The organism is Pantoea sp. B270 (genome assembly GCF_018726825.1).
GTDB classification, from domain to species: domain Bacteria; phylum Pseudomonadota; class Gammaproteobacteria; order Enterobacterales; family Enterobacteriaceae; genus Pantoea; species Pantoea dispersa.
This window is the reverse complement of record NZ_JAHCSX010000002.1, coordinates 378,395-399,110: the sequence shown is the minus strand read 5'-3', so window position 1 is coordinate 399,110 and position 20,716 is coordinate 378,395. Positions and strand designations below refer to the sequence as shown.

The following is a 20,716-nucleotide window of genomic DNA, read 5'->3' as shown; positions in this document are numbered from 1 at the left end:
GTGTTTATATACAGTATAATTCATTCAGCTTTTTTAGCCAACGGTTTTCTGCTTGCCGTTTAAGCCAGCAGCTCTTCGAGGAATGTTGCCAGCGCTTTGCGCGGATCGTCCTCTTCAGACACGATCATCTCAATGCCCCACTGCCCCAGTACCTCTTTCGCCACCGGATTATTGCGGTTGGTGAACAGGTAGGATTTGGGTCGTGCGGTCGCCAGCCCGGTGCGGCCCCACATCTTGGTCAGGCGATAAAACAGCAGGCGGATATTGAAATCGCTGATGCTGTAGCCAACAAACAGCACGGAGTTACCCATAACGTCATGGGTCAGTTTGATATCCAGCGGCGAGTCAAAATAGAGCCGCTCAAAGTAGCTGCTCTCATCCAGCACAATGGAGGTATCATCGTCAAAATCGCCATGAAGTTTAATAATATGGCGCTTATCCTCGGTCAGCGACACCAGATCGGCGGCGTTAGCGACTTTGCTGTACGGCACGTTGTGCGCTTCATGCGCCATCTCCAGCCAGCGGTCGTAATTGGTGGTATAGATGCGCGAGAAATTGCCCTGGGTGATCATGGTGTGGATTTCAGAGCTGCGCACGTCGATATCCGGACGGTGCCACTCGCGATCCATCCAGCTGCGCAGCGGGCCGAGCGAGCCTTTGCGCTGTTTGTAATATTCCGCCAGCGACAAATGGGTGCCGTAGGTATTGAAGATCTTCGGATCGTAGCCCAGCTCATTAGCCAGATGTGCAATCAGCTCGTGCCACTCCGGCAGTCCGAGATTGCGTGAGATGCCCGCACCGGCGAACAGAATCAGTTTGCCGGCATCGTAAGCACGTTTGAGTTCCGGTTTCATGCCAGTCCCCGCGAAGTTTTCAGAAAGGTGGCAAAGCGATCCAGCGCCAGGCGGCGCATCGAGATTTCGTTTTTCAGTTCGCCCATTTCAGCGAATGTCTGGGTGTGCCCTTCCGGGATAAACACGCAGTCCCACTGAAATTCGCGTGGCCCCGCCGGCTCCCGGGCAATGGTGCCGCGCAGCTGGCCTTCAAACTGGTACATTTTGCGCCCGTCACAGTAGCCGAGGACGGTTTTGGCGGTCACGCCCGGGCTGTCCAGCCCGTTCACCAGTTTGGTAAAGCGTTCCGCGTTCAGCCGGCTCCAGAAAATGCGCGTCAGACCGGCGGGCAGGCCATTGAGCCCATCCAGATACAGACCGGTATGCTCGACAAACAGCGGGCGGCCAATGATTGAAAAGGCTTTAGTCAGTTTGTCACGAACCAGCTCAACCTCATTTTCGGTCTGAATCTCTTCAATACGGCGCGCAATGGGCACCACTTCGACACCCACCGGCTCAAGGATGGTACGCACCTCGGCCAGCTTGAGTTCATTAGCAGATAAGAAACGAATTTTCATTGCAATCAGTATGTTGAAAGTGGGTTAGTCCAACCTGGTGACGCGTATCCGGCTGCGGTTCCGGCTGTTATTGTCCGGCACGCTGTCGCCGCGCCGCGTGGTCATTCTACTCTGCGGCGACGTCACTGGCGAGGAACAATCGGGTCGTGCTGCGCGCGCCTTCGCCGGGATAGCGCATCGCTTATCGCTGGCGGCGTTAAATATTGCGCCTGAATGCGTTAATAGCGCTATTTGACGCCGCTTATGTCAAATATAAAAATCCGCGCTTAACGCGCAAATAATCTGAAAACAATTATGACAGTCGTCTCGCTTAAATATATTATGTGGCGTTTACACCTTCACGCGTCATGACAATAAAACCCGGAACCGTTTATGAACCCTTTGTTGAGTTCAGCCTGGTCGCGCATCCGTAATCTGCCCTTCATTCTGCAGGGTGATAGCCCGGAAAAAAAGCTCCGCCTGACGCTGCTGATTGCCGGCGTCGCCAGTATCGTGGCTGGTATCTTTATGGCAACACTGAATTTCAGTCGCGGTCATCATGACATTGGCTGTCTGTATATCGCCAGTATAGCGCTGGGGGGCTACATCATCATCGGCGCCTTCAGCGACCGGCTGGAGCGGCATCTGGCGGTCATTACCCATGCGTTATTATTTACCATCATCGTGCTGTTGCTGGTGGATAATCACCACGCTGCCGGCAAGCGTTCAGAATATAACTATCTGGTGGCCTTGATCGTCGGTTCGGCACTGGTGTTGCGCCAGCAATCCTTTTATCTGAGTAAAATATTTCCGCTGCTGTGCCTGCTGTGTTATCTGTTTTTTGTCACCACCGGTCTGATCTGGGAAAATAATCGTTTTCATCTCAATATTCCGCAGGAAGCCGTTTTTACCGTTTTCAATTGTGCAGTGCCGGTGACGGCACTGCTGTCGACCGTGTTTACCTATGGCGGCAATTATTCCGCCACCGATCTTATCAAGCGCGAACTCGCGTCCGCCATCGAGCGCCAGCAGCTGGAGCTCTATTATCAGCCGCAGGTCGATGGCGACAAAAATCTCATCGGTTTTGAAGCGCTGCTGCGCTGGAAGCATCCGGAGAAAGGCTTTATCTCGCCGGAGGTGTTTATTCCGGTAGCCGAAAAAAGCGGGCTTATTATTGATATTGGCAAGTGGGTGCTGGAGCGCATGCTGCAGCAAATCGTCGAGTGGGATCGCGTGCTGCAGCTGCCTCCGCTGGTGTTTTCCATCAATATCAGCCCGCTGCAGTTGATGCACCGCGACTTCACCCATGACACGCTGCTGACGCTGTCGCATTACAAAATCCGTCCCGAGCGGCTAAAGTTTGAAATTACCGAGACCACCTTTATTTACGATCAGCAGCGCATTGGGGATGTCATCAACCACTTCAGCCAGTTAGGGATCAAATGGGCGATCGACGATTTCGGCGTCGGCTACTCTTCGCTTAAGTCGCTGAGTGATTTCGCTATTGATGATATTAAGATTGATAAATCCCTGATCATGCACATTTTTGAAAACGAATCGGCGGCGATTGTGGTGCAAAAGACCATTGAGCTGTCGCGCGCGATGGGGCTGAACGTGCTGGCGGAAGGCATTGAGAGCGAGGAGTATTTCGAGCACCTGCGCAATAAGGGCTGCCATTTATTCCAGGGTTACCATTTTGCCCGCCCGCTGCCCGCCGCCGAAGCATTGCAGTGGATAAAAAAAGCAGGGTAAACCGGGCGAGCCTTCATTTTTTAAGCCGGTGCGCATCAATGCGCACCCTACGAAAGCCCGTGCGAGCTGTAGGGTCGCCATTTATGGTGACCACACCGTGCGCCTGACCACCCCGCCCTAATTCTCCTGATAAACAATCCCGGGCGGATTAACCTGCGAAATCTCCACTGCCTCGCCCTCTTCACCCCATCTTGCCAGCACCTGGTGGTACTGGCCGCCAGCAATAGCGCCGTTGATCGCCTGCTGCAGCGCGACGTCCAGGCCATTGCCCTTCTTCGTAGTGACCGCCACCCAGGCGCGAAACGGTCCGTGCCCGACAATTTTGGTTTGCCCGCGCGAAGCCACTTTCCACGCCGCCATGGCCTGCGGGCCGAATGACGCATCGGCCCGGCCAGAGAGCAGCGCCAGCGTGGCGGAGGCATCATCGTTGAGATAAATCGGCTGCACCGGGGCCAGGCCCTGCGCCCGATTCTTCGCATCCCAGCTCAGCAAGATTCGCTCCTGATTGGTGCCGGAGCCCACGATAATCCGTTTGCCGGCCACGTCTTCCCGGCGACGAATCGCGCTGATTTTACTGTCCGCTTTCACCGCGAAGGCGTGGTTATCCGCGCGATAGGTGGCGAAATCAAACTTCTGCTTGCGCTCCTCGGTCACCGCGATATTAAACATCGCCACATCATAGCGCCCTGCCGTGATGCCCAGCGGCCAGTCCTCCCACGCCGCCGGCACCAGCCTGAGTTTCAGTCCGAGGCTGTCGGCCAGCAGGCGCGCAATGTCCGGGTCGCTGCCGATCAGCGTTTTATTATCGGACGCCCAGAGGCCAATCGGCGGTGAATTACTGGCTGAAGTGGCGACGGTTAAATAGCCGGGGTGAACAAAATGAAACCCGGCGGGGATCTTCGCGATCGCCTGCGGATTGGCCGCCATGGTGATCGGCGTTTCGTTATGACTGGCGTCCAGCTGTTGCGCGCCTGTCGCGGGTACCGCCAGCACCGCACCCGCCAGCGCGACTATGATCACTTGCTTCATTACAGCACCCGGGCGAGGAAACGTTTGGTGCGCTCATGACGCGGCTGATTCAGCACCTGCTGGCTGCTGCCCTGCTCAACCACGCGACCGTCAACCATAAACACCACGTTATCCGCCACTTCACGCGCAAAGCCGATCTCGTGCGTGACAATCACCAGCGTGGTGCCGGATCGCGCCAGTTTTTTAATCACATCCAGCACTTCGCCCACCAGTTCCGGGTCGAGCGCCGAAGTCGGCTCATCAAATAGCATCACGCGCGGGTTGAGCATCAGCGCACGCGCAATCGCAATGCGCTGCTGCTGACCGCCAGAGAGATGCCGCGGCCAGGCATCGGCTTTGTGCCGCAGGCCGACCACATCCAGCAGCTCACCGGCGCGATCGATCGCTGCCCGGCGCGACAGCTGACGATGGGCAATCGGCGCTTCAATCAGATTTTCCAGCACCGTCAGGTGCGGAAACAGATTGAAGTTCTGGAACACATAGCCGACGTTGATGCGCTGCCGCAAAATCGCCTTCTCTTTCAGCTCATAGAGTTTATCGCCGCGCCGCTGATAGCCGATGTAATCGCCATCGATCTGAATAAAGCCTTCATCCACGCGCTCCAGATGATTGATGGTGCGCAGCAGCGTCGATTTGCCAGAACCGGACGGCCCGAGGATCACCGTTACCGAACCGGGAGCCAGCTCAAGCGACACCTCATCCAGCGCTTTATGCCGGCCAAACGTCTTGCTGACGCCGGTAATACTGATGGCGCCGGTGGTATGCAGATAGCGGTAATCAATGGCTTCGGACATGAGACAGCTCCTCGTTGACGGCAGGGTTCACGCTGCGGTTGCGCCACTGGCGCCAGCGCGAAGGTTGCGGTTCACGCGTGACGCTGCGTGCCAGCCAGCGCTCGACGCTGTGCTGCAGCAGCGACAGCACGGTGGTGATGATCAGATACCAGGCGGCTCCGACCATCAGCAGCGGGATCACCTGCTGGGTGCGGTTGTAGATCATCTGGATGGTGTAGAACAGCTCGGGCATCGCCAGCACATACACCATTGAGGTGCCCTTGGCGAGGCTGATGATCTCATTAAAGGTGGTGGGAATAATCGCGCGCAGTGCCTGCGGCAGAATGATGCGAAACGTGCGACGCGACGACGATAATCCCAGCGCCGAAGCGGCTTCAAACTGACCGTGATCGACACCGAGAAACCCGCCGCGAATAATCTCCGCGCTATACGCGCTCTGCACCAGCGTCAGGCCAATCACCGCCGCCGGGAACTGTCCGAGCACGTTGATGGTCTGGAAGTGCCCCCACGACAGAGCGGTGAACGGAATACCGAACGACAGCGTGTCGTACAGGTACGAGAAGTTATACAGAATGATCAGCACCACAATCAGCGGCAGCGAGCGAAACAGCCAGATATAGCCAAACGCCAGCGTGCTCAGCAGCCACGATGACGAGAGCCGCGCCAGGGCCAGCAGGCCGCCGAATATCAGGCTCAGCAGCGTACCGCACAGCGTCAGCAGCAGCGTTTGTCCCAGGCCATTTAGGATGACAGGATCAAAAAACCAGCGGGCAAACACGCTCCACTCCCAGCGCGGATTAAAGGCCACGGAATCGATCACCGCCGCAAGGATAAATAGCGCGATGATGGCACCGACGGTACGCGCCGGATAGCGTGCCGGCACCACGGTCAAAGGTTGTTGCTTACTCATGGTGGCTCTCCTTAGCTGGCCTGCGCCACGTTGTGCACATCAATCACTTTGAGAAAACGCAGCCGGCCATCGTGCGGCGGCTGGCCGTAAATCTCCATATCTTCGCGCAGCTCAAACTGCGGCTGATAGCCGTGGCCGATATACAGCTGTACCGCTTCCGGCTGACGGAAACCGGTGGTGAGAAACACGCGCTGATAGCCTGCGCGCAGCGCCCGGCGCTCCAGTTCCTGCAGGATCAGCAGTGCCAGTCCCTGACGGCGCAGGTCACGCCGCGTCCAGATGCGCTTCAGTTCGGCGGTGGTAGCATCCCACGGTTTGTAGGCCCCCATGGCGATGATCTCACCGTCGCGCTCCAGCACGATGAACAGCCCGCGCGGCGGCAGATACCACTCGGTCAGCTCAACTTCATTGTGCTTCCTGAAGAAATCGCCGTAGCGTGCTGCATATTCACCAAACAGACCGTCAAGAATCGGCTGCAGCTCCGGCGCTTCCGGTGACACTTCGCGGAAAAATTGCTGGCTCATGCCGCCTCCTTAATCGCCCAGTCCGGGCGGATTGATCTCGGAACGATCCAGACGCTCCACGCCTTCACCCCAGCGGTTCAGCACCTTGTCGTAGTCACCGTTTTTGATCACGCCATTGAGTGCGGTGTTAATTGGCTGCACCAGCCCGTTGTCTTTCTTCACCGTCACCGCGATGTGCGCCGCCTTCGGCCAGCCGCCGTCCACGCTACCCACCAGCCGGGTCTTTTTGGTCAGCGCCGCTTTCCATGCGCCAATCACGTTAGGGCCGAAGTAAGCGTCGGCGCGCCCGGCCTGTAGCGCCAGCGTCTGCGCAGCGTCATCTTTGGTATAAACCGGTGTGAAAGGCTTCAGTCCCTTAGCCTGATTCTCTTTATCCCAGGCCAGCAGGATGGCCTCCTGATTGGTGCCGGAGCCGACGATGATGCGCAGGCCGGCGATATCTTCTGCCTTGCTCAGCGAGGTAATCGGGCTGCTGGTTTTCACATAGAAGCCCAGCGAATCTTTGCGGTAGGTGGCAAAATCAAAACGCTGTTTACGATCTTTGGTCACCGTCACGTTGGTGATCGCCGCGTCATATTTGCCCGATGCCACGCCCAGCGGCCAGTCTTCCCACGAGGTGGGCACGATGTTGAGCTTCAGCCCGAGGCTGTCGGCCACCAGACGCGCGATATCCACCTCACTGCCCAGCAGCGTTTTATTGTCGTCGCTGAATACCGTGAGCGGCGGCGAGTTGAGTGCCGCCACCGCCACGGTGAACGATCCCGGCACGGCAAATTTATGGCCCGCCGGAATTTGCGCCACGGCGGCAGGATTCTCTGGCGTGTTGATGGGCGTTTTATTGGCGGCAAGACTCACCTGCTGACCATTGACGGCCACGTCCTCGGCCAGTGCCGCACTGCTCAGGCCCAGTAACAGCAGCGCAATCAGGGATTTTTTCTGCATAGCGTATTTTCTCATCGTTATTGTGGTGTGAACTGGTTGAGCGGTTGTTTCAGACCAAAGCTGGCGCGCAGCGTGCTGCCCGGGTATTCGCGACGCGTGAGGCCGCGCGCCTGGAGAACCGGAATCACCTGATCAACAAAACGCTCGAAGGTGTCCGGCGTGCCGCCCTGAATAATGAAACCGTCAGTGGCTTCGGTTTCGAACCACAGCTGCAGACCATCCGCCACCTGCTGTGGCGTGCCGTGAAACAGCGGACGCGGCGTCGCGGCTTCCAGCGCCGCCTGGCGCAGCGTATGGCCGTGTTCGCGCGCCTTGCGTTTGATTTCTTCGGTGGTGCTACGGAAGCTATTCTGGCCAATATCGCCAATGTCCGGGAACGGCTGGTCGAGCGGATACTGCGAGAAGTCGTGATGGTCAAAGAAGCGACCAAGGTAGTTGAGTGCATCCTCAATTGAGACCAGCGCCGCGGTGGTCTGGTACTGGCGCTCGACGTCTGCGTCATCCTCCCCCACGATCACACTGACGCCCTGGAAAATGTGCAGATCGCCCGGTTCACGCCCGTTCGCCACCAGCTGCTGCTTCACATCCCGGTAGAACGCCTGCGCTTCTTCGCGCGTTGGCTGATGGGTGAAGATGGCGTCAGCATGACGCGCCGCCAGCTTGCGGCCATCTTCCGAGGCGCCCGCCTGAAAGATAATCGGCCGGCCCTGCGGCGTGCGCTCAATATTCAGCGGCCCCTGTACCTGGAAAAAATCACCGTGATGATTCAGCGTGTGCAGTTTGTCAGGCGCATAGAACTGACCGCTGGCTTTGTTGCGCACAAACGCGCCCTCTTCCCAGGAATCCCACAACCCTTTCACCACCTGCAGATATTCGTCGGCGATGCGGTAGCGCAGCGCATGCTCGGGATGCTGCTGACGCGAAAAGTTTTTTGCCGAGCCCTCCAGCGGCGATGTCACCACATTCCAGCCCGCGCGCCCGCCGCTGAGATGATCGAGACTGGCGAACTGGCGGGCGACGGTGAACGGCTCACTGTAGGAGGTGGACACCGTACCGACCAGGCCGAGATGCTCGGTGACGCCGGCCAGCGCCGACAGCAGCGTCAGCGGTTCGAAGCGGTTAAGAAAGTGCGGGATCGATTTCTCATTGATGAACAGGCCATCGGCGACAAACAGGAAATCCAGTTTGCCAGCCTCGGCTTTACGGGCGATACGGCGGGCGTAATCAAAACTGATGCTGGCATCCGCCTGCGCCGCCGGATGACGCCAGGCGGACATGTTGCCGGATGCGCCGTGCAGAATGGTGCCGAGGCGCAGTTGTCTTGCAGTCATAATCGTCTCTCTTTGCTCATGGCGCAGCCTGCCGGCGATAGCCTTATCGCCGTACAGCGCTGCCAGAAATGGAAGGAAATCAGTTAAGGATGGCGTCGCGACATCGCGCGTTTAGCTGCTGCAATGCCTGTTGCGCCAGCTGACTAAAGTAGTGTGCTGCCGGGGCGATCAGCGCTTCATCGGGGTTGAAGCCACCGTGATGCAGGCCAAATTCACTGGCGCTGCCAATGCTGACAAACGCGCCCGGGAGCTGCTGCAGGTAATAAGCGAAATCTTCACCGCCAAGGTGCAGCTCAGCCTGTTGCACCTGATAACCCACCTGCTGCGCCACCTGACTGGCAAACTGTGCCCAGTGGGCGTCGTTCTCCAGTACCGGCGGCCCCGGATGCCAGCTAAAGGTGGCCGTGGCACCGCTGGCGGCGGCGATATTGACCACCACCTCGCGCGCACGCTGCTCCAGCTGCGCGCGCACCTGTTTATCGTGCGTGCGCACCGTGCCGCCAAATTCCGCTTCAGCCGTCTGCTGACCGTCGTGCCTGTGTGCATCAATCCGCGTGACGCTCAGCACCAGACTGTCCAGCGTATTAAAGCTGCGGCTGGTGAGGGATTGCAGCGCCTGAATAATCTGGCTGGCGACCAGGATGCTGTTTACGTCCGTGCGGGTGCTGTGCACGCGCACCACAAATTTATCGGCGTTGGCATAAAACGCACCGCTGCGCGTGGCAAAGGTGCCCGTGGGCAAACCCGGTTCGTTGTGCATGCCAAAAATCGCCTGTACCTGATCCAGCACCCCCGCATCGATGAACTGCCGCGCGCCCTGGGCAATCTCTTCCGCCGGCTGGAACAGGATGCGCACCCGCCCCGCTAGCTGAGCTTCCCGTGTTTTCAGCTGCAGCGTGGCACCCAGTATCACTGCACTGTGCACATCGTGACCGCAGGCGTGCATGACGCCGGCTTGCCGTGAACGAAAAGGCAGCCCGGTGGCTTCATGGATCGGTAATGCATCGATATCGGCACGCAGGGCGATCAGGGGCGCGCCCTGACCCACTTCCGCCACCACGCCGGTGTGCAGCGGATAATCCAGCAGGCGCACGTCAGCCTGCTGCAGCCAGCGGCGCAGCCGCGCGCTGGTTTCCACTTCATGACCGGAGAGTTCCGGCCAGCTGTGCAGCTCGCGCCGCCAGTCAATCAGCTGCTGTTCGCTTACTATCGTCACAGGACCTCCCGGTCAGGCGCTAACCAGACGATGCGTCGCCAGCAGTTCGAGGGATTTCACCCGCGCCTGCTCCTCCGCCACCGGCGTATCAATAACAAACTCTTCAATGCCGTAGCGCTGGTGCAGCGCATCAAGCTGCGCGTGCACCTGTGCCGCGGTCCCTTTCAGCAGCGACGGCGTGCGTGGCTCAATCACGTAGTCACTGAAGCCGCCCTGACGCACATAGCGCTCAGCCTGTTCAATGCTGCCGACGTTAACGCTCTGTCCGCCCGTCACGCTGACGTGATAAATGCGCAGTGTGTCGACCAGCAGGTCGGCTTCTGCCGGCGAATCCGCCACCACCACCTGTACCGCCACCAGCGCACGCTGACCCTGACTGTGCTGGCGATAGCTGTTCAGCACCTGTGCCATCAATTGCGGATCGCCGTTGTGGTGTGCGGCGAACACCAGCTGCCAGCCGAGCTCTGCCGCCAGTCGGGCGCTCGCTTCGCTGGCCCCGAGCAGAAAGCGATTGGCCGGACGCGGCGGCTGCGGCGTGGCGCGCAGAATCTCTTCATTCCCCACCGGCGGCACACTGAGCCAGCTATCCAGCAGCGCCAGCTGTTCGGCAAAGCTGCCTTTCTCCTGCTGATGCACCCCCAGTTGCAGCGCGCGGGTGGAAAGCGGCAGTCCGCCGGGCGCTTTCCCCACGCCCAGGTCGATACGTCCAGGTGCCAGCGCAGCCAGCAGGTTAAAGTTTTCCGCCACTTTATAAGGGCTGTAGTGTTGCAACATCACGCCGCCGGAACCCACGCGGATATGTCGGGTCTGGCCAATGATCCAGGCAATCAACAATTCCGGCGAAGGACTCGCCAGCTGGTCGCTGTTGTGGTGCTCCGCCAGCCAGAAGCGGTGATAACCCCAGGCTTCCGCGCGCTGAGCCAGCTGCAGTGTGCGATGCAGGGCCTGCGTGGCGCTCTCACCTGCTGCAATCGGTGATTTGTCGAGCAAACTCAGTCGGTATGACATGCGCCTGTTCCTTATTTCGATGAATAGGGTTGCGATGAATATGGCGCTTAGTGTGGCGGGGAGATTTATATTTCGTAAAACAACTAAATCGGCAAAGCGAATCAGGAAATGAGAAATAGTCATAATACTTGCTGGTGAAAGCCTGATTTTTCGTAAAGCGGATTTCGCTTTCTGTCGGGGTAACATTACGCGAGGAAGTAATGATCTGCAGCAGCAATAACATCAGCGCAGGTTTTCAGGTTGAGAAAAAAACAATTTTTATCGCGCCAGGAAAACAACCCGGTAATTGCGGCATACAATTAATTCTCCGCTTTTGTTATTTTCGCAAAAGCTTAGTGCAATTCATTGGTTCAACTGACGGGTTGCACATTTGATGATGATTTCAGCCCACCGGGCACTTGATAACAAAGGAAATCATCATGAAGACGCATTTTCACTTGCGGGCGCTGAGCTTAGCCCTGCTGACAGGGATATTTAGCGCCCACGCGGCGGAGACGCCGGTCAAAGGCGGCACGCTGATTTATCTGGAACAGCAGGCACATACCAATCTTTATCCGCCGGCCGGGGGTTTTTATCCCAACGGCGGCATTCTTAATCAGATCACCGACAAACTGACGTGGCAAAATCCGAAAACGCTGCAGGTGGAACCGTGGATTGCCGAAAGCTGGAGCAGCAACGCGGATAAAACGGAATACACTTTTAAAATTCGCCCTGGCGTCACCTTTTCCGATGGCACGCCGCTGGATGCGAATGCCGTAGCGAAAAACTTTGATACTTACGGACTCGGTAATAAAGCCCAGCGCCTGCCGGTGTCTGAAGTGATTAATAATTACCAACGCAGCGAAGTGATTGATCCCCAGACGGTGAAGTTTTATTTCAAACAGCCCTCACCTGGATTTTTACAGGGCACGGCCACCATTGGCTCCGGCCTGGTTTCGCTCAGCACGCTGCAGCGCAGTTTCGACCAACTCGGCGATGCGCGCCATATTATTGGCTCCGGGCCGTTTGTGGTCAGCGATGAAAAGCTTGGGCGGGAAGTGGATTTAACCGCGCGCAAAGATTACCAGTGGGGACCGAAAAACAGCACCCAGCAGGGACCGGCGAATCTGGCTGGCATCAAATTTATCGTCACACCGGAAGATAGCGTGCGCATCGGCGCGCTGCTGGCCGGCCAGGCCGATTTTATTCGCCAGGTGCAGGCGTATGACGAAAAACAGGCGCAGCAGCAGGCGTTCCCGGTTTACGCAGCGCCGACGCGTGGCGTCAACGACAGCATCAGCTTCCGCCCGGATAACCCGCTGGTCAGCGATCTGCGTGTACGTCAGGCGCTGTTACACGCGACCAACGCGCAGCAGGTGGTGCAAACGCTGTTTTCACCTAACTATCCGCAGGCCACCTCGGTACTCGCCGCCCCGGCCGCCGGGTATGTCAACCTCGCGGACAAACTGAAATATGATCCCGCCCGCGCCAGGCAACTGCTTGATGAGGCTGGCTGGCAGCCCGGCAGCGACGGCATCCGCGCCAAAGCGGGGCAAAAGCTGGCCCTGACCGTGTATGAATCGCTGCCGCAGCCGCAGAACAAAGAAGTGCTGCAGCTGGTGGCCCAGCAGTGGCGTCAGGTTGGCGTCCAGCTCACGGTGAAAGCCGGTGACGCCGGCAGCCGCACGCTGGACAACCTCGATCCGCTAAAAACCCCGCTCACGGTCTCGGAAGTGGGCCGCGCCGACCCGGACGTGGTGAAGAGCATGTTTTATCCCGCCAACCGCGATGCGCTGCTGCAAAAAGGCGGCTCCAGCGACAAAGTCCGGCATTTCCGTGACGACCAACTCAACAAGCTTTTGGTGGCGATCTCGGCCGAAGTCGATCCGGCGAAACGTCTGGCGCTCACCGGAGACGCCCAACGTTATCTGCTGGATCAGGCTTATGTGATCCCGATCTTTGAAGAGCCGCAGGTGTTTGCCGGCGCGCCGTGGCTGAAGGGCGTGAGCTTTGAAGCCGTAGGCCGACCGTCGTTCTACGGCGCATGGCTGGAAAAACATTGAGAGGATGATGATGCGACACTCAATGCTGCATAGAGCGGGACAAAGCCTGCTGGTGTTATGGGCGGCGTTTACCCTGTCGTTTCTGCTGCTGCAGGTGCTGCCGGGCGATGCGGTGCTGATCAAGTTCCAGAATCCGGATCTGGGTCTCAGCCCGCAGCAAATTGCAGAGATGCGGCAGGCCTACGGTGCCGATAGCCCGATCTGGCAGCAGTATCTGCATACGCTGCTGGCGATGCTGCGCGGTGACTTTGGCTACTCGGTGCAGGCAGGTGTGCCGGTCAGCGATCTGCTGCGCAGCAATCTGCCCGCCACGCTGCAGCTGGCGCTGGCGGGATTTGCCGTTGCCTGCGTGGTCGCCTTCGCACTGGCGGCGCTGGCGCGACTGCCTGCGCTGCGCCTGCTGCGTACGCTATTGCAGTCGCTGCCGGCACTGTTTATTTCGCTGCCGACGTTCTGGCTTGGCATCGCGCTGATTCAGCTGTTCTCCTTTCAACTGCGCTGGATTCCGGTGATCAACCCATCGCCCCTGCAGGGACTGATTCTGCCGGTGCTGACTGTCGCCGTGCCCATCTCCGCCCCGCTGGCCCAGATTCTGCTGCGCAGCATCGATCAGGTTGCTACTCAGCCGTTTGTCGCCGTGGCCCGCGCCAAAGGTGCCAGCGCACAACACGTGCTGTGGCGCCATATCATGCGCAACGCGCTGCTGCCGGTGCTCAATGTGGCCGGTTTGCTGCTGGGGGAACTGATCGCGGGCGCGCTGATTACCGAAACCGTGTTCGGCTTAAGCGGCATCGGCCAGCTGACCCAGCAGGCGGTCAACAATCAGGATGTGGCGGTGTTACAGGCGGTAGTAATGATCTCCGCACTGGCGTTTGTACTGATCAATCTGCTGGTCGATCTGCTGATGCCGCTGTTCGACCCACGTCTGCAAACCGTAGCCGGAGGAAATTCATGAGTCTGGTCGATTACTCTACCGCGCGTCAGGGACAGCCGGCCTTGCGGCGCGATCGTGCCCGTCGCCTGCAGCCCGGCTTGTGGCTGGCATGGACGGTGCTGGCGCTGGCGTTTGTGGCGGCCGTGGCACCGCAGCTGTTTACCCACTATAGCCCGACCGAAGGTATTGCCGGCGCGCAGCGCTTAGCGCCGCACAGCGCGCACTGGCTCGGCACCGATCAACTTGGACGCGACCTGCTGGCGCGCATCGTCTATGGTGCCTCGCAGTCGCTCTCTGCGGCGGTCGCGGCGGTGGCGATGGGGCTCACTGGCGGAACCGCGCTGGGCGTCCTGGCCGGGGCCGTGGGCGGCCGCGGTGAACAGGCACTGATGCGACTGGTTGATGTGCTGCTTTCAATCCCGGCGCTGCTGCTGTCATTAAGCCTGCTGATCCTGCTGGGTTTTGGCACCGTGCACGCTGCGCTGGCGGTGGGCATCGCCTCGATTGCCAGTTTTGCCCGGCTGGCGCGCGGCGAAGTGGTGCGGGTACGCCGCAGTGAATATGTGGAAGCGGCTTATGGCAGTGGCGGCCGTTTCTGGCAGGTACTGTGGCGCCACATTGTCCCCAACTCGCTGACCGCGGTGATTGCCTTCGCCGCGCTGCAGTTTGGTCAGGCCATTCTGGCGCTCTCAACCCTCAGCTTTCTCGGCTATGGCACGCCGCCACCGACCCCCGAATGGGGTTTGCTGATCGCCGAAGGCCGCAACTATCTGGCTACCGCGTGGTGGCTGACTACCTTTCCCGGCGTGGTGGTGGTCGCCGTGGTGCTGGCGGCGAATCGCGTCAGCCGTCAGCTGGCAGGAGGTGACGCATGACAGCGCTATTGAGCGTGGAAAACCTCAGCCTCAGCTATCGCCAGCGAGGCGTGTGGCGTGAAGTGGTGCATAACGTGAGCTTTTCCCTGCAGCCGGGCGAAATGGTGGCGCTGGTCGGTGAATCCGGCTCAGGCAAAACCACCACGGCCCAGGCGATTATCGGTCTGCTGGCGGACAATGCCCGGCGCGATAGCGGTAAAATTTTGCTGAACGGCACCGATATCGCCGGCTGGTCATCCCGGCGCATGGACAGCGTGCGCGGCGTACATATCAGCCTGGTGCCGCAGGATCCCGGTAATTCGCTTAATCCGGTGAAGACCATTGGCGATCAGGTTGGCGAGATCCTGCAGCTGCATCAGAAGCTTAGCCGGACCGCGCGCCAGCAGCGCGTGCTGGAGCTGCTGCAAAAAGTTGGACTGAGCCATCCTGAGCAGCGCCTGCATCAATATCCGCATCAGCTCTCTGGCGGGATGAAGCAGCGCGTGCTGATTGCCATCGCGCTCGCCCTGCAACCACAGTTGATCATCGCCGATGAGCCGACCAGTGCGCTGGATGTCACGGTGCAAAAGCGCATTCTCGATCTGCTCGACCAGCTACGCCGTGAGTTCGCCACCGCCGTGCTGTTTGTCACCCACGACCTGGCGCTGGCCGCGGAACGCGCGGACCGTCTGCTGGTGTTTCGTCACGGCGAGATCCAGGAACAGGGAAGCGCAGCGACGCTGGTCAGCGCGCCACAGCATCCTTATACCCGCCAGCTATTACAGGACGCGGTGCCCGACGCTACCGCTCTGCCTTATCCGTCCGCAGCCCGTTTTTCCACACCGGCGATTCAGCTCAACGCCATCGATAAACAGTTTGCGCTTGGCAGGCAGCAGACGCTGACGGTGGCGAAAGCGGTCAGCCTGACGGTGCCACGCGGCACGACGCACGCGCTGGTGGGTGAATCCGGCTCCGGCAAAACCACGCTGGCGCGCATTCTGCTTGGCTTTGAACGCGCCGATCGCGGCAAAGTGGTGATCGACGGCATTGATGCCAGCAGCCTGCGCGGCGAAGCGCTGCGCCAGCTACGGCGCAAAATCCAGTTTGTATACCAGAATCCGTTCGCCTCGCTCGATCCGCGCCAGACGCTGTTTAACATCATTGAAGAACCGCTGCGCAACTTTGGCTCGCTCAGCGCCGCCGCACGCCAGCAGCGGGTGCACGAAGTGGCGCAGCGGGTGGCACTGCCGCTGGAACTGCTGACGCGCAAGCCGCGCGAGCTGTCCGGCGGCCAGCGTCAGCGCGTCGCCATCGCACGGGCGTTGATCCCGCAACCGGCGATCCTGGTGCTGGATGAGGCAACGTCAGCACTGGACGTCACGGTGCAGGCGCAGATTCTGCAGCTGCTGCAACAGTTGCAGCGCGAGCTGGGCCTCACCTATCTGTTTATCACCCACGATTTGGCCACCGTACGACGACTGGCACACAGCGTTACCGTGCTGCGCGCCGGCGAAGTGGTTGAACAAGGTGACACCGTCACACTGTTCAATGCGCCGCAGCATCCCTACACCCGCGCGTTGATTGACGCCATTCCGGTTTTCCGTCCGCTGATTAAGGAGTCTGCATGACGCGCAAACGCATCGGTTTTTTTACCCGCCTGCTCGACGACACCACGGCGCAACAGCGCTACCGGCTGGCGACGGAACAGATTCAGCATGCTGAACGCTGCGGACTTGACAGTGCCTGGATCGCGCAGCACCACTTTCATGAAAAGGAAGGCGGGCTGCCCTCACCGCTGGTGTTTCTTGCTCACGTGGCCGCGCACACACGTCATATCCGCCTCGGCACCGGCATCATCACCCTGCCGCTGGAAAATGCCCTGCGCGTGGCCGAAGACGCGGCGGTGCTGGACCTGCTGAGCGACGGACGACTGGAGGTGGGGCTCGGATCCGGCGGCACGCCGACCTCATTCTTGCCGTTTGGCCTGACCAGCGAACAGCGCGCTGGCGTGTTTGCCGACCAGTTGCATACGCTGCTCAGCGCGTGGCGCGGCGACACGCTGGCCCATCCGGACAATCATCTCTATCCGCCGGCTCCCACGCTGGCGCAGCGCGTGTGGATCGCCACCTTTTCCGTTGCAGGCGCGACGCGTGCCGGCCAGGCCGGTCACGGGCTGATGTTATCGCGCACCCAGCCGCGGCCGGCGGGCCACCCGGACCTGTCGCTGCAGCAGCTGCAAAACCCGATGATCGATGCTTATCTCGCGGCGCTGCCGTCGGGCGTTGCGCCCCGCATCCTGGCTTCACGCACCGCGTTTGTTGCCGACTCAAACGACTACGCGCGCCGCCTTGCCGCGCCCGGTCTGCAGCGCCAGGCAGAGCAGTTTCGCAAGGCGGGCCACGACATCACCGGCAGCACGCTGGAGAGCCACGCGCGCCAGCTCGATGCGCATATCGGCGATGCGGACGCGGTGCTGGCTTCGCTGCTGGCCGACAGCACGCTGACGCGCGCCACCGACATCACCTTCCAGGTGCACTCTATCGATCCGCCGCACGCCGATACGCTGCGTTCGGTGGCGTTAATTGCTGAACATATTGCCCCCACGCTGCGTGCGCTGGGTACCGCTTAACAGGAGAAAACCATGTCTCAGGCTACAGATTTACTGGCGGCGCTGGCCGATATCGACCCGGCGGCGCAACTGGCAGAGGCGCGCAACGTGCGTCAGGCCGCGACCCGACACGCCCAGGGCAGCTATGAGGTGCTGTTTGACCCGGATGACGATGATTTCCCGCTGGCGCAGCGCTACGCGCTCGCCGGGCAGGTCGCCGGCTGGCACGGCGTCACGTCATTGCAGGCACACTATCAGCAGCAATCCAGCGAAAGCCCGGCAGATGCGCGCTTTGCCGCCGGTCGCGCCTTTGCTGAGCTGCTGAGCCTGCATCCGGTCGACGCCACACCGCAACAACTGACCACGCTGCGCCATGCCGGCTGGACGCCGCGCGGCATCGTCACGCTGGCGCAGCTGGTGGGATTTGTCAGCTTTCAGAGTCGCCTGCTGACCGGCCTGCGCCTGCTGAGCGGTGAAGCATCGCGCGCGCAGCCGCATGCGGTGGCCGGCAAATGGCATAGCGCCCCGCTCACGGCCAGCGGTCAGACTGCGCTCACCGCATTTACCCAGCAGGAGCTGGGCTGGGAGCCGTGGCTGGCAGCCAAACCGCTCAGCGAGTTTACAGCGGAAGAACAGGCGACACTGGCAAAAAACGGTCATAGCGAGTCCGACTATTTCCGTCTGCTGGCGCGCAATCTGCCGCTGCTGGAACAACGCACGCTGACGGATAAAGGCATTTTTTATACGCCGGGCGGTTTGCCTCGCGCCGAGCGCGAACTGGCGGCCACGGTGGTGAGTAAAGTCAACGGCTGCATTTACTGCGCGTCCGTGCATGCCCGCAAAGCCAGTCAGCTGTCAAAAGATGAGACTGCGGTGCAGAAACTCCTGAATGTCGCGCCGGGTGCCGAGCTGGCACACGGCCAGTCCGCGCGCTGGGCGGCGATTATCGATTTTGTCGCCACCTTATCGCTAACCCCGGTCGCCAGCAGCCAGACCCAACTGCAGGCGCTGCGCGAGCACGGACTGGATACGCTGCAGCTGCTGGACCTGATCCAGTCCGCCGCGTTTTTTGCCTGGGCCAACCGCCTGATGCTAACGCTGGGCGAACCTTTCTTACCCGAACAGCCGCAGGGATGACCATGACACACACGTTATCTGCCACACCGGCAGCGTTTACTGACCATTTTCATATCACCATTCACGGCAAAGGCGCTCACGCTGCACGTCCGCATGAGGGCATCGACAGTATCGTTACCGGCAGCCACATCGTCAGCGCGCTGGCGGCCGCCGGCCTGGATGTCACCCGCTTTCAGGGCGGCAACAGCTGGAACGTGCTGCCGCCAGAGGTCGTCGTGGAAGGCGTGCTGCACAGCGAGGATGCCAGTGCGCGCCAGCGGTCATCGGCGCAGGCCGCGACGCTGGTCAGCCATATTGCCCGGGCGTTCGGCGCCGAAGCGCAGCTCGCCTGGCAACCGCAACGCGAAGCCGAACGCAGCGCGACACCGCGGTCATCGTAATGATGCGAACCAGGAGGCAGATAATGGCGATACCGGTACCCGTTCCACAGCTCGATCATGCAGTGATCAATGTTGCCGATCGGCTGGATGACGCCAGCGCGCTGTATCGCCGGCTCGGTTTCCAGCTCACGCCACGCGGCCATCACTCGCTGGGCTCCAGTAATCATCTGGCGGTGTTTGGTGATAATTATCTGGAACTGCTGGGCTATGAAGCCGGGCGTGCGCACCAGCGTCAGGATATCTGGCAGGCACCGGCGGGCCTGAGCGGTCTGGTATGGAAAACCGGCGATGCCGATGCAGTGTGGCGCTATCTGGAAAGTCAGGATATTGATGGCGATCCCGCCGCCAGTTTTTACCGGCCGGTGCAGTTGCCGGATGGCAGCGCACAGCAGGCGCGTTTTCGCACCGTTCGCCTGCGCCCCGCACTGGTGCCAAACGGACGCAGTTTTTTCTGCCAGCATGAGACACCGCAGGCGGTCTGGCAGCCAGTGTGGCAGCAACATCCCAACGCGGTGACCGACATTATTGAGTTTGTGGTGGTGGCGCAGGATCCGGCAGCCGCCGCGCTGCCCTACAGTCGTTTATTTGGTGCCGATAAGCTCACCGCCTGCCAGCAGGGCGCGTTTGTGCTGAAAGCGGGCGTGGCCACCGTGCGCTTTGCCGCTGCGCACTATGTGACGCAGCGCTTTACCGGCCTGCCGCCCGATTATGACGGCAGTGCGCGTATGGCCGCGCTGACGCTGCGCAGCAGCGACTTACGCAGGGTGAAAGCCAGCCTGCTGCTGGGCGATGTGCCTTTCCGCGAAGAGCCAGACGCCATCGTGGTCAGCGCGGAACAGGCCAGCGGCGTGGCGCTAAGGTTTCAGCTATGAAAGCATTGCCGGAGTAGATTGCCTGCTGAGGACCAGGCAAGCGAACCAGATCTTAATCTCATCGCTTACTGTAGAAATAGAAACACGACAACAGGCCGTTATTAAAACGGCCTGTTGCAATGACTATGACGCCTGATTTGCAGCGTATAATTTATTATTTATACACTGTTGCCGTACCCTGTATTTTCTTACCTTCTTTGCCGGAGGTGATCACAAAATATTTACCCCCCATCTCATCGGCCTTTTTCGAGATTTCAGCCATGGCCTCTGCCGGTGAACTGTATTCATTATTGGTACTAACCTTACCAACTTCCTGATACTGCTTAGCCTCTTCTTTAGTAATCTCCTGCGCTGCCAGAGCCGATAAAGAGAAAGTTGACGCCACCAGCAATGACATTATTGCTACCGTAATTTTTTTCATAAATCACCCCAGATTAATTGATTCCATCCCGTTCCGGATGGCCTTTTAAGGCTTAGGTGAGCCATAAAAATAACGCAAACCTGAACGCTAAAAAATATGACCCGCCTCGTAAAAAATAACCAGCCACTTTCAGCCAACAGAAAAATAATTTATATATTACAATAGGTTAAGTAATATTCAGCTTATTTAAAATAAGAAATACCTTAGCCGAAATGCGCAGCAGTGCGATACAGCAGAAAAAAATCACTCTGCCGCTCACATTTTTAAAATAGCACTTGGCATTCCAGTTATGAGCCGCTATGGTTGCTACATAACCAGATACACAGCCTGCTCATTTTTTGCATTTTTATACCTTGGTTACTTATACCCTCTCGCACACCGCATATTTTTCGCCTGCACGCAGCCTGCGTGCAGCGGGCCACGCTTTAATAAAAACTATTTAAAATCACAGATAATCAGACTGACTGAGCACCGCCATTCCGCACCGGGAAATAGCTATCAAAAAGATGCGTTTATTCATCTGCCGTCCTTTCAGGGTAAGGAGGAAATAACCGTCTGCGCAGCACTTATTC

General features: G+C 59.2%; 20 protein-coding genes. 9 read left to right on the top strand and 11 right to left on the bottom strand.

The window, feature by feature from the left end:
* Positions 1-59: 59 nt before the first annotated feature.
* Positions 60-854, bottom strand: coding sequence for an SIR2 family protein (locus tag KOL70_RS18275; RefSeq protein ID WP_010618046.1), 795 nt, complete (start codon positions 852-854; stop codon positions 60-62).
* Entirely contained in the window at positions 851-1,411 is a 561-nt protein-coding gene (locus KOL70_RS18270; RefSeq protein WP_010618047.1) for a non-canonical purine NTP pyrophosphatase, read from the bottom strand. The genes KOL70_RS18275 and KOL70_RS18270 overlap by 4 nt, the downstream gene beginning before the upstream one ends.
* Positions 1,412-1,783: 372 nt before the next feature.
* On the opposite strand from KOL70_RS18270, the gene KOL70_RS18265 reads away from it, so the two are divergent.
* Entirely contained in the window at positions 1,784-3,142 is a 1,359-nt protein-coding gene (locus KOL70_RS18265; RefSeq protein WP_215481277.1) for a bifunctional diguanylate cyclase/phosphodiesterase, read from the top strand.
* A 117-nt stretch (positions 3,143-3,259) separates the two neighbouring features.
* Here the strand turns inward: KOL70_RS18265 and KOL70_RS18260 are convergent, their stop codons facing one another.
* The 8 genes from KOL70_RS18260 to KOL70_RS18225 form a co-directional block, all read right to left on the bottom strand.
* Positions 3,260-4,171, bottom strand: a complete 912-nt coding sequence (locus KOL70_RS18260; RefSeq protein ID WP_215481276.1) for an ABC transporter substrate-binding protein — start codon at positions 4,169-4,171, stop codon at positions 3,260-3,262.
* Complete coding sequence (locus KOL70_RS18255; protein WP_021509061.1) at positions 4,171-4,965, bottom strand: amino acid ABC transporter ATP-binding protein; 795 nt, start codon at positions 4,963-4,965, stop codon at positions 4,171-4,173. The genes KOL70_RS18260 and KOL70_RS18255 overlap by 1 nt, the downstream gene beginning before the upstream one ends.
* Positions 4,949-5,875, bottom strand: coding sequence for an amino acid ABC transporter permease (locus tag KOL70_RS18250; RefSeq protein ID WP_021509060.1), 927 nt, complete (start codon positions 5,873-5,875; stop codon positions 4,949-4,951). Before KOL70_RS18250 ends, KOL70_RS18255 begins: the two co-directional genes overlap by 17 nt.
* A gap of 11 nt (positions 5,876-5,886) precedes the next feature.
* Complete coding sequence (locus tag KOL70_RS18245) at positions 5,887-6,399, bottom strand: GNAT family N-acetyltransferase (protein WP_021509059.1); 513 nt, start codon at positions 6,397-6,399, stop codon at positions 5,887-5,889.
* A gap of 9 nt (positions 6,400-6,408) precedes the next feature.
* Positions 6,409-7,341 carry an ABC transporter substrate-binding protein gene (locus KOL70_RS18240; RefSeq protein ID WP_058759106.1) on the bottom strand — a complete coding sequence of 311 codons (933 nt, stop codon included), beginning with the start codon at positions 7,339-7,341 and terminating at the stop codon, positions 6,409-6,411.
* A 17-nt stretch (positions 7,342-7,358) separates the two neighbouring features.
* Positions 7,359-8,672 carry an LLM class flavin-dependent oxidoreductase gene (locus tag KOL70_RS18235; RefSeq protein WP_216864123.1) on the bottom strand — a complete coding sequence of 438 codons (1,314 nt, stop codon included), beginning with the start codon at positions 8,670-8,672 and terminating at the stop codon, positions 7,359-7,361.
* Positions 8,673-8,751: 79 nt separating this feature from the next.
* A complete protein-coding gene (locus KOL70_RS18230; protein ID WP_215481275.1) occupies positions 8,752-9,888 on the bottom strand; it encodes an amidohydrolase in 1,137 nt (378 codons plus the stop codon).
* A gap of 12 nt (positions 9,889-9,900) precedes the next feature.
* On the bottom strand, positions 9,901-10,896 hold the full coding sequence (locus KOL70_RS18225; RefSeq protein WP_215481274.1) for an MsnO8 family LLM class oxidoreductase: 996 nt from the start codon (positions 10,894-10,896) through the stop codon (positions 9,901-9,903).
* A gap of 419 nt (positions 10,897-11,315) precedes the next feature.
* Here KOL70_RS18225 and KOL70_RS18220 point away from each other — a divergent pair, with 419 nt between their 5' ends.
* From KOL70_RS18220 to KOL70_RS18185, 8 genes are read left to right on the top strand one after another with little or no spacing between them, the layout of a single operon-like run.
* Positions 11,316-12,938 (top strand): TIGR04028 family ABC transporter substrate-binding protein, encoded by a 1,623-nt coding sequence (locus tag KOL70_RS18220; RefSeq protein ID WP_215481273.1) that lies wholly within the window; start codon positions 11,316-11,318, stop codon positions 12,936-12,938.
* Between the two features lie 10 nt (positions 12,939-12,948).
* Positions 12,949-13,893 carry an ABC transporter permease gene (locus KOL70_RS18215; RefSeq protein ID WP_199189147.1) on the top strand — a complete coding sequence of 315 codons (945 nt, stop codon included), beginning with the start codon at positions 12,949-12,951 and terminating at the stop codon, positions 13,891-13,893.
* The gene (locus tag KOL70_RS18210) at positions 13,890-14,747 is read left to right on the top strand and encodes an ABC transporter permease (RefSeq protein WP_150360323.1); all 858 of its coding nucleotides are present in this window, start codon (positions 13,890-13,892) and stop codon (positions 14,745-14,747) included. The genes KOL70_RS18215 and KOL70_RS18210 overlap by 4 nt, the downstream gene beginning before the upstream one ends.
* Entirely contained in the window at positions 14,744-16,354 is a 1,611-nt protein-coding gene (locus KOL70_RS18205) for an ABC transporter ATP-binding protein (RefSeq protein WP_215481272.1), read from the top strand. The genes KOL70_RS18210 and KOL70_RS18205 overlap by 4 nt, the downstream gene beginning before the upstream one ends.
* Positions 16,351-17,355 (top strand): putative FMN-dependent luciferase-like monooxygenase, encoded by a 1,005-nt coding sequence (locus KOL70_RS18200; protein WP_215481271.1) that lies wholly within the window; start codon positions 16,351-16,353, stop codon positions 17,353-17,355. The genes KOL70_RS18205 and KOL70_RS18200 overlap by 4 nt, the downstream gene beginning before the upstream one ends.
* A 12-nt stretch (positions 17,356-17,367) precedes the next feature.
* A complete protein-coding gene (locus tag KOL70_RS18195) occupies positions 17,368-18,471 on the top strand; it encodes an alkylhydroperoxidase domain protein (protein ID WP_215481270.1) in 1,104 nt (367 codons plus the stop codon).
* A 2-nt stretch (positions 18,472-18,473) separates the two neighbouring features.
* Positions 18,474-18,851, top strand: coding sequence for a peptidase dimerization domain-containing protein (locus KOL70_RS18190; RefSeq protein ID WP_031280000.1), 378 nt, complete (start codon positions 18,474-18,476; stop codon positions 18,849-18,851).
* A 23-nt stretch (positions 18,852-18,874) separates the two neighbouring features.
* A complete protein-coding gene (locus KOL70_RS18185) occupies positions 18,875-19,723 on the top strand; it encodes a VOC family protein (protein ID WP_215481269.1) in 849 nt (282 codons plus the stop codon).
* Positions 19,724-19,877: 154 nt separating this feature from the next.
* Here the strand turns inward: KOL70_RS18185 and KOL70_RS18180 are convergent, their stop codons facing one another.
* Entirely contained in the window at positions 19,878-20,144 is a 267-nt protein-coding gene (locus KOL70_RS18180; protein WP_058770242.1) for a YdgH/BhsA/McbA-like domain containing protein, read from the bottom strand.
* Positions 20,145-20,716: the final 572 nt, after the last annotated feature.

Bases quoted from the DNA above. Each gene is read 5' to 3' on its own strand.
- KOL70_RS18275 (WP_010618046.1), bottom strand. From the start codon at position 854: ATGAAACCGGAACTCAAACGTGCTTACGATGCCGGCAAACTGATTCTG.
- KOL70_RS18270 (WP_010618047.1), bottom strand. From the start codon at position 1,411: ATGAAAATTCGTTTCTTATCTGCTAATGAACTCAAGCTGGCCGAGGTG.
- KOL70_RS18265 (WP_215481277.1), top strand. From the start codon at position 1,784: ATGAACCCTTTGTTGAGTTCAGCCTGGTCGCGCATCCGTAATCTGCCC.
- KOL70_RS18260 (WP_215481276.1), bottom strand. From the start codon at position 4,171: ATGAAGCAAGTGATCATAGTCGCGCTGGCGGGTGCGGTGCTGGCGGTA.
- KOL70_RS18255 (WP_021509061.1), bottom strand. From the start codon at position 4,965: ATGTCCGAAGCCATTGATTACCGCTATCTGCATACCACCGGCGCCATC.
- KOL70_RS18250 (WP_021509060.1), bottom strand. From the start codon at position 5,875: ATGAGTAAGCAACAACCTTTGACCGTGGTGCCGGCACGCTATCCGGCG.
- KOL70_RS18245 (WP_021509059.1), bottom strand. From the start codon at position 6,399: ATGAGCCAGCAATTTTTCCGCGAAGTGTCACCGGAAGCGCCGGAGCTG.
- KOL70_RS18240 (WP_058759106.1), bottom strand. From the start codon at position 7,341: ATGCAGAAAAAATCCCTGATTGCGCTGCTGTTACTGGGCCTGAGCAGT.
- KOL70_RS18235 (WP_216864123.1), bottom strand. From the start codon at position 8,672: ATGACTGCAAGACAACTGCGCCTCGGCACCATTCTGCACGGCGCATCC.
- KOL70_RS18225 (WP_215481274.1), bottom strand. From the start codon at position 10,896: ATGTCATACCGACTGAGTTTGCTCGACAAATCACCGATTGCAGCAGGT.
- KOL70_RS18220 (WP_215481273.1), top strand. From the start codon at position 11,316: ATGAAGACGCATTTTCACTTGCGGGCGCTGAGCTTAGCCCTGCTGACA.
- KOL70_RS18215 (WP_199189147.1), top strand. From the start codon at position 12,949: ATGCGACACTCAATGCTGCATAGAGCGGGACAAAGCCTGCTGGTGTTA.
- KOL70_RS18210 (WP_150360323.1), top strand. From the start codon at position 13,890: ATGAGTCTGGTCGATTACTCTACCGCGCGTCAGGGACAGCCGGCCTTG.
- KOL70_RS18205 (WP_215481272.1), top strand. From the start codon at position 14,744: ATGACAGCGCTATTGAGCGTGGAAAACCTCAGCCTCAGCTATCGCCAG.
- KOL70_RS18200 (WP_215481271.1), top strand. From the start codon at position 16,351: ATGACGCGCAAACGCATCGGTTTTTTTACCCGCCTGCTCGACGACACC.
- KOL70_RS18195 (WP_215481270.1), top strand. From the start codon at position 17,368: ATGTCTCAGGCTACAGATTTACTGGCGGCGCTGGCCGATATCGACCCG.
- KOL70_RS18190 (WP_031280000.1), top strand. From the start codon at position 18,474: ATGACACACACGTTATCTGCCACACCGGCAGCGTTTACTGACCATTTT.
- KOL70_RS18185 (WP_215481269.1), top strand. From the start codon at position 18,875: ATGGCGATACCGGTACCCGTTCCACAGCTCGATCATGCAGTGATCAAT.
- KOL70_RS18180 (WP_058770242.1), bottom strand. From the start codon at position 20,144: ATGAAAAAAATTACGGTAGCAATAATGTCATTGCTGGTGGCGTCAACT.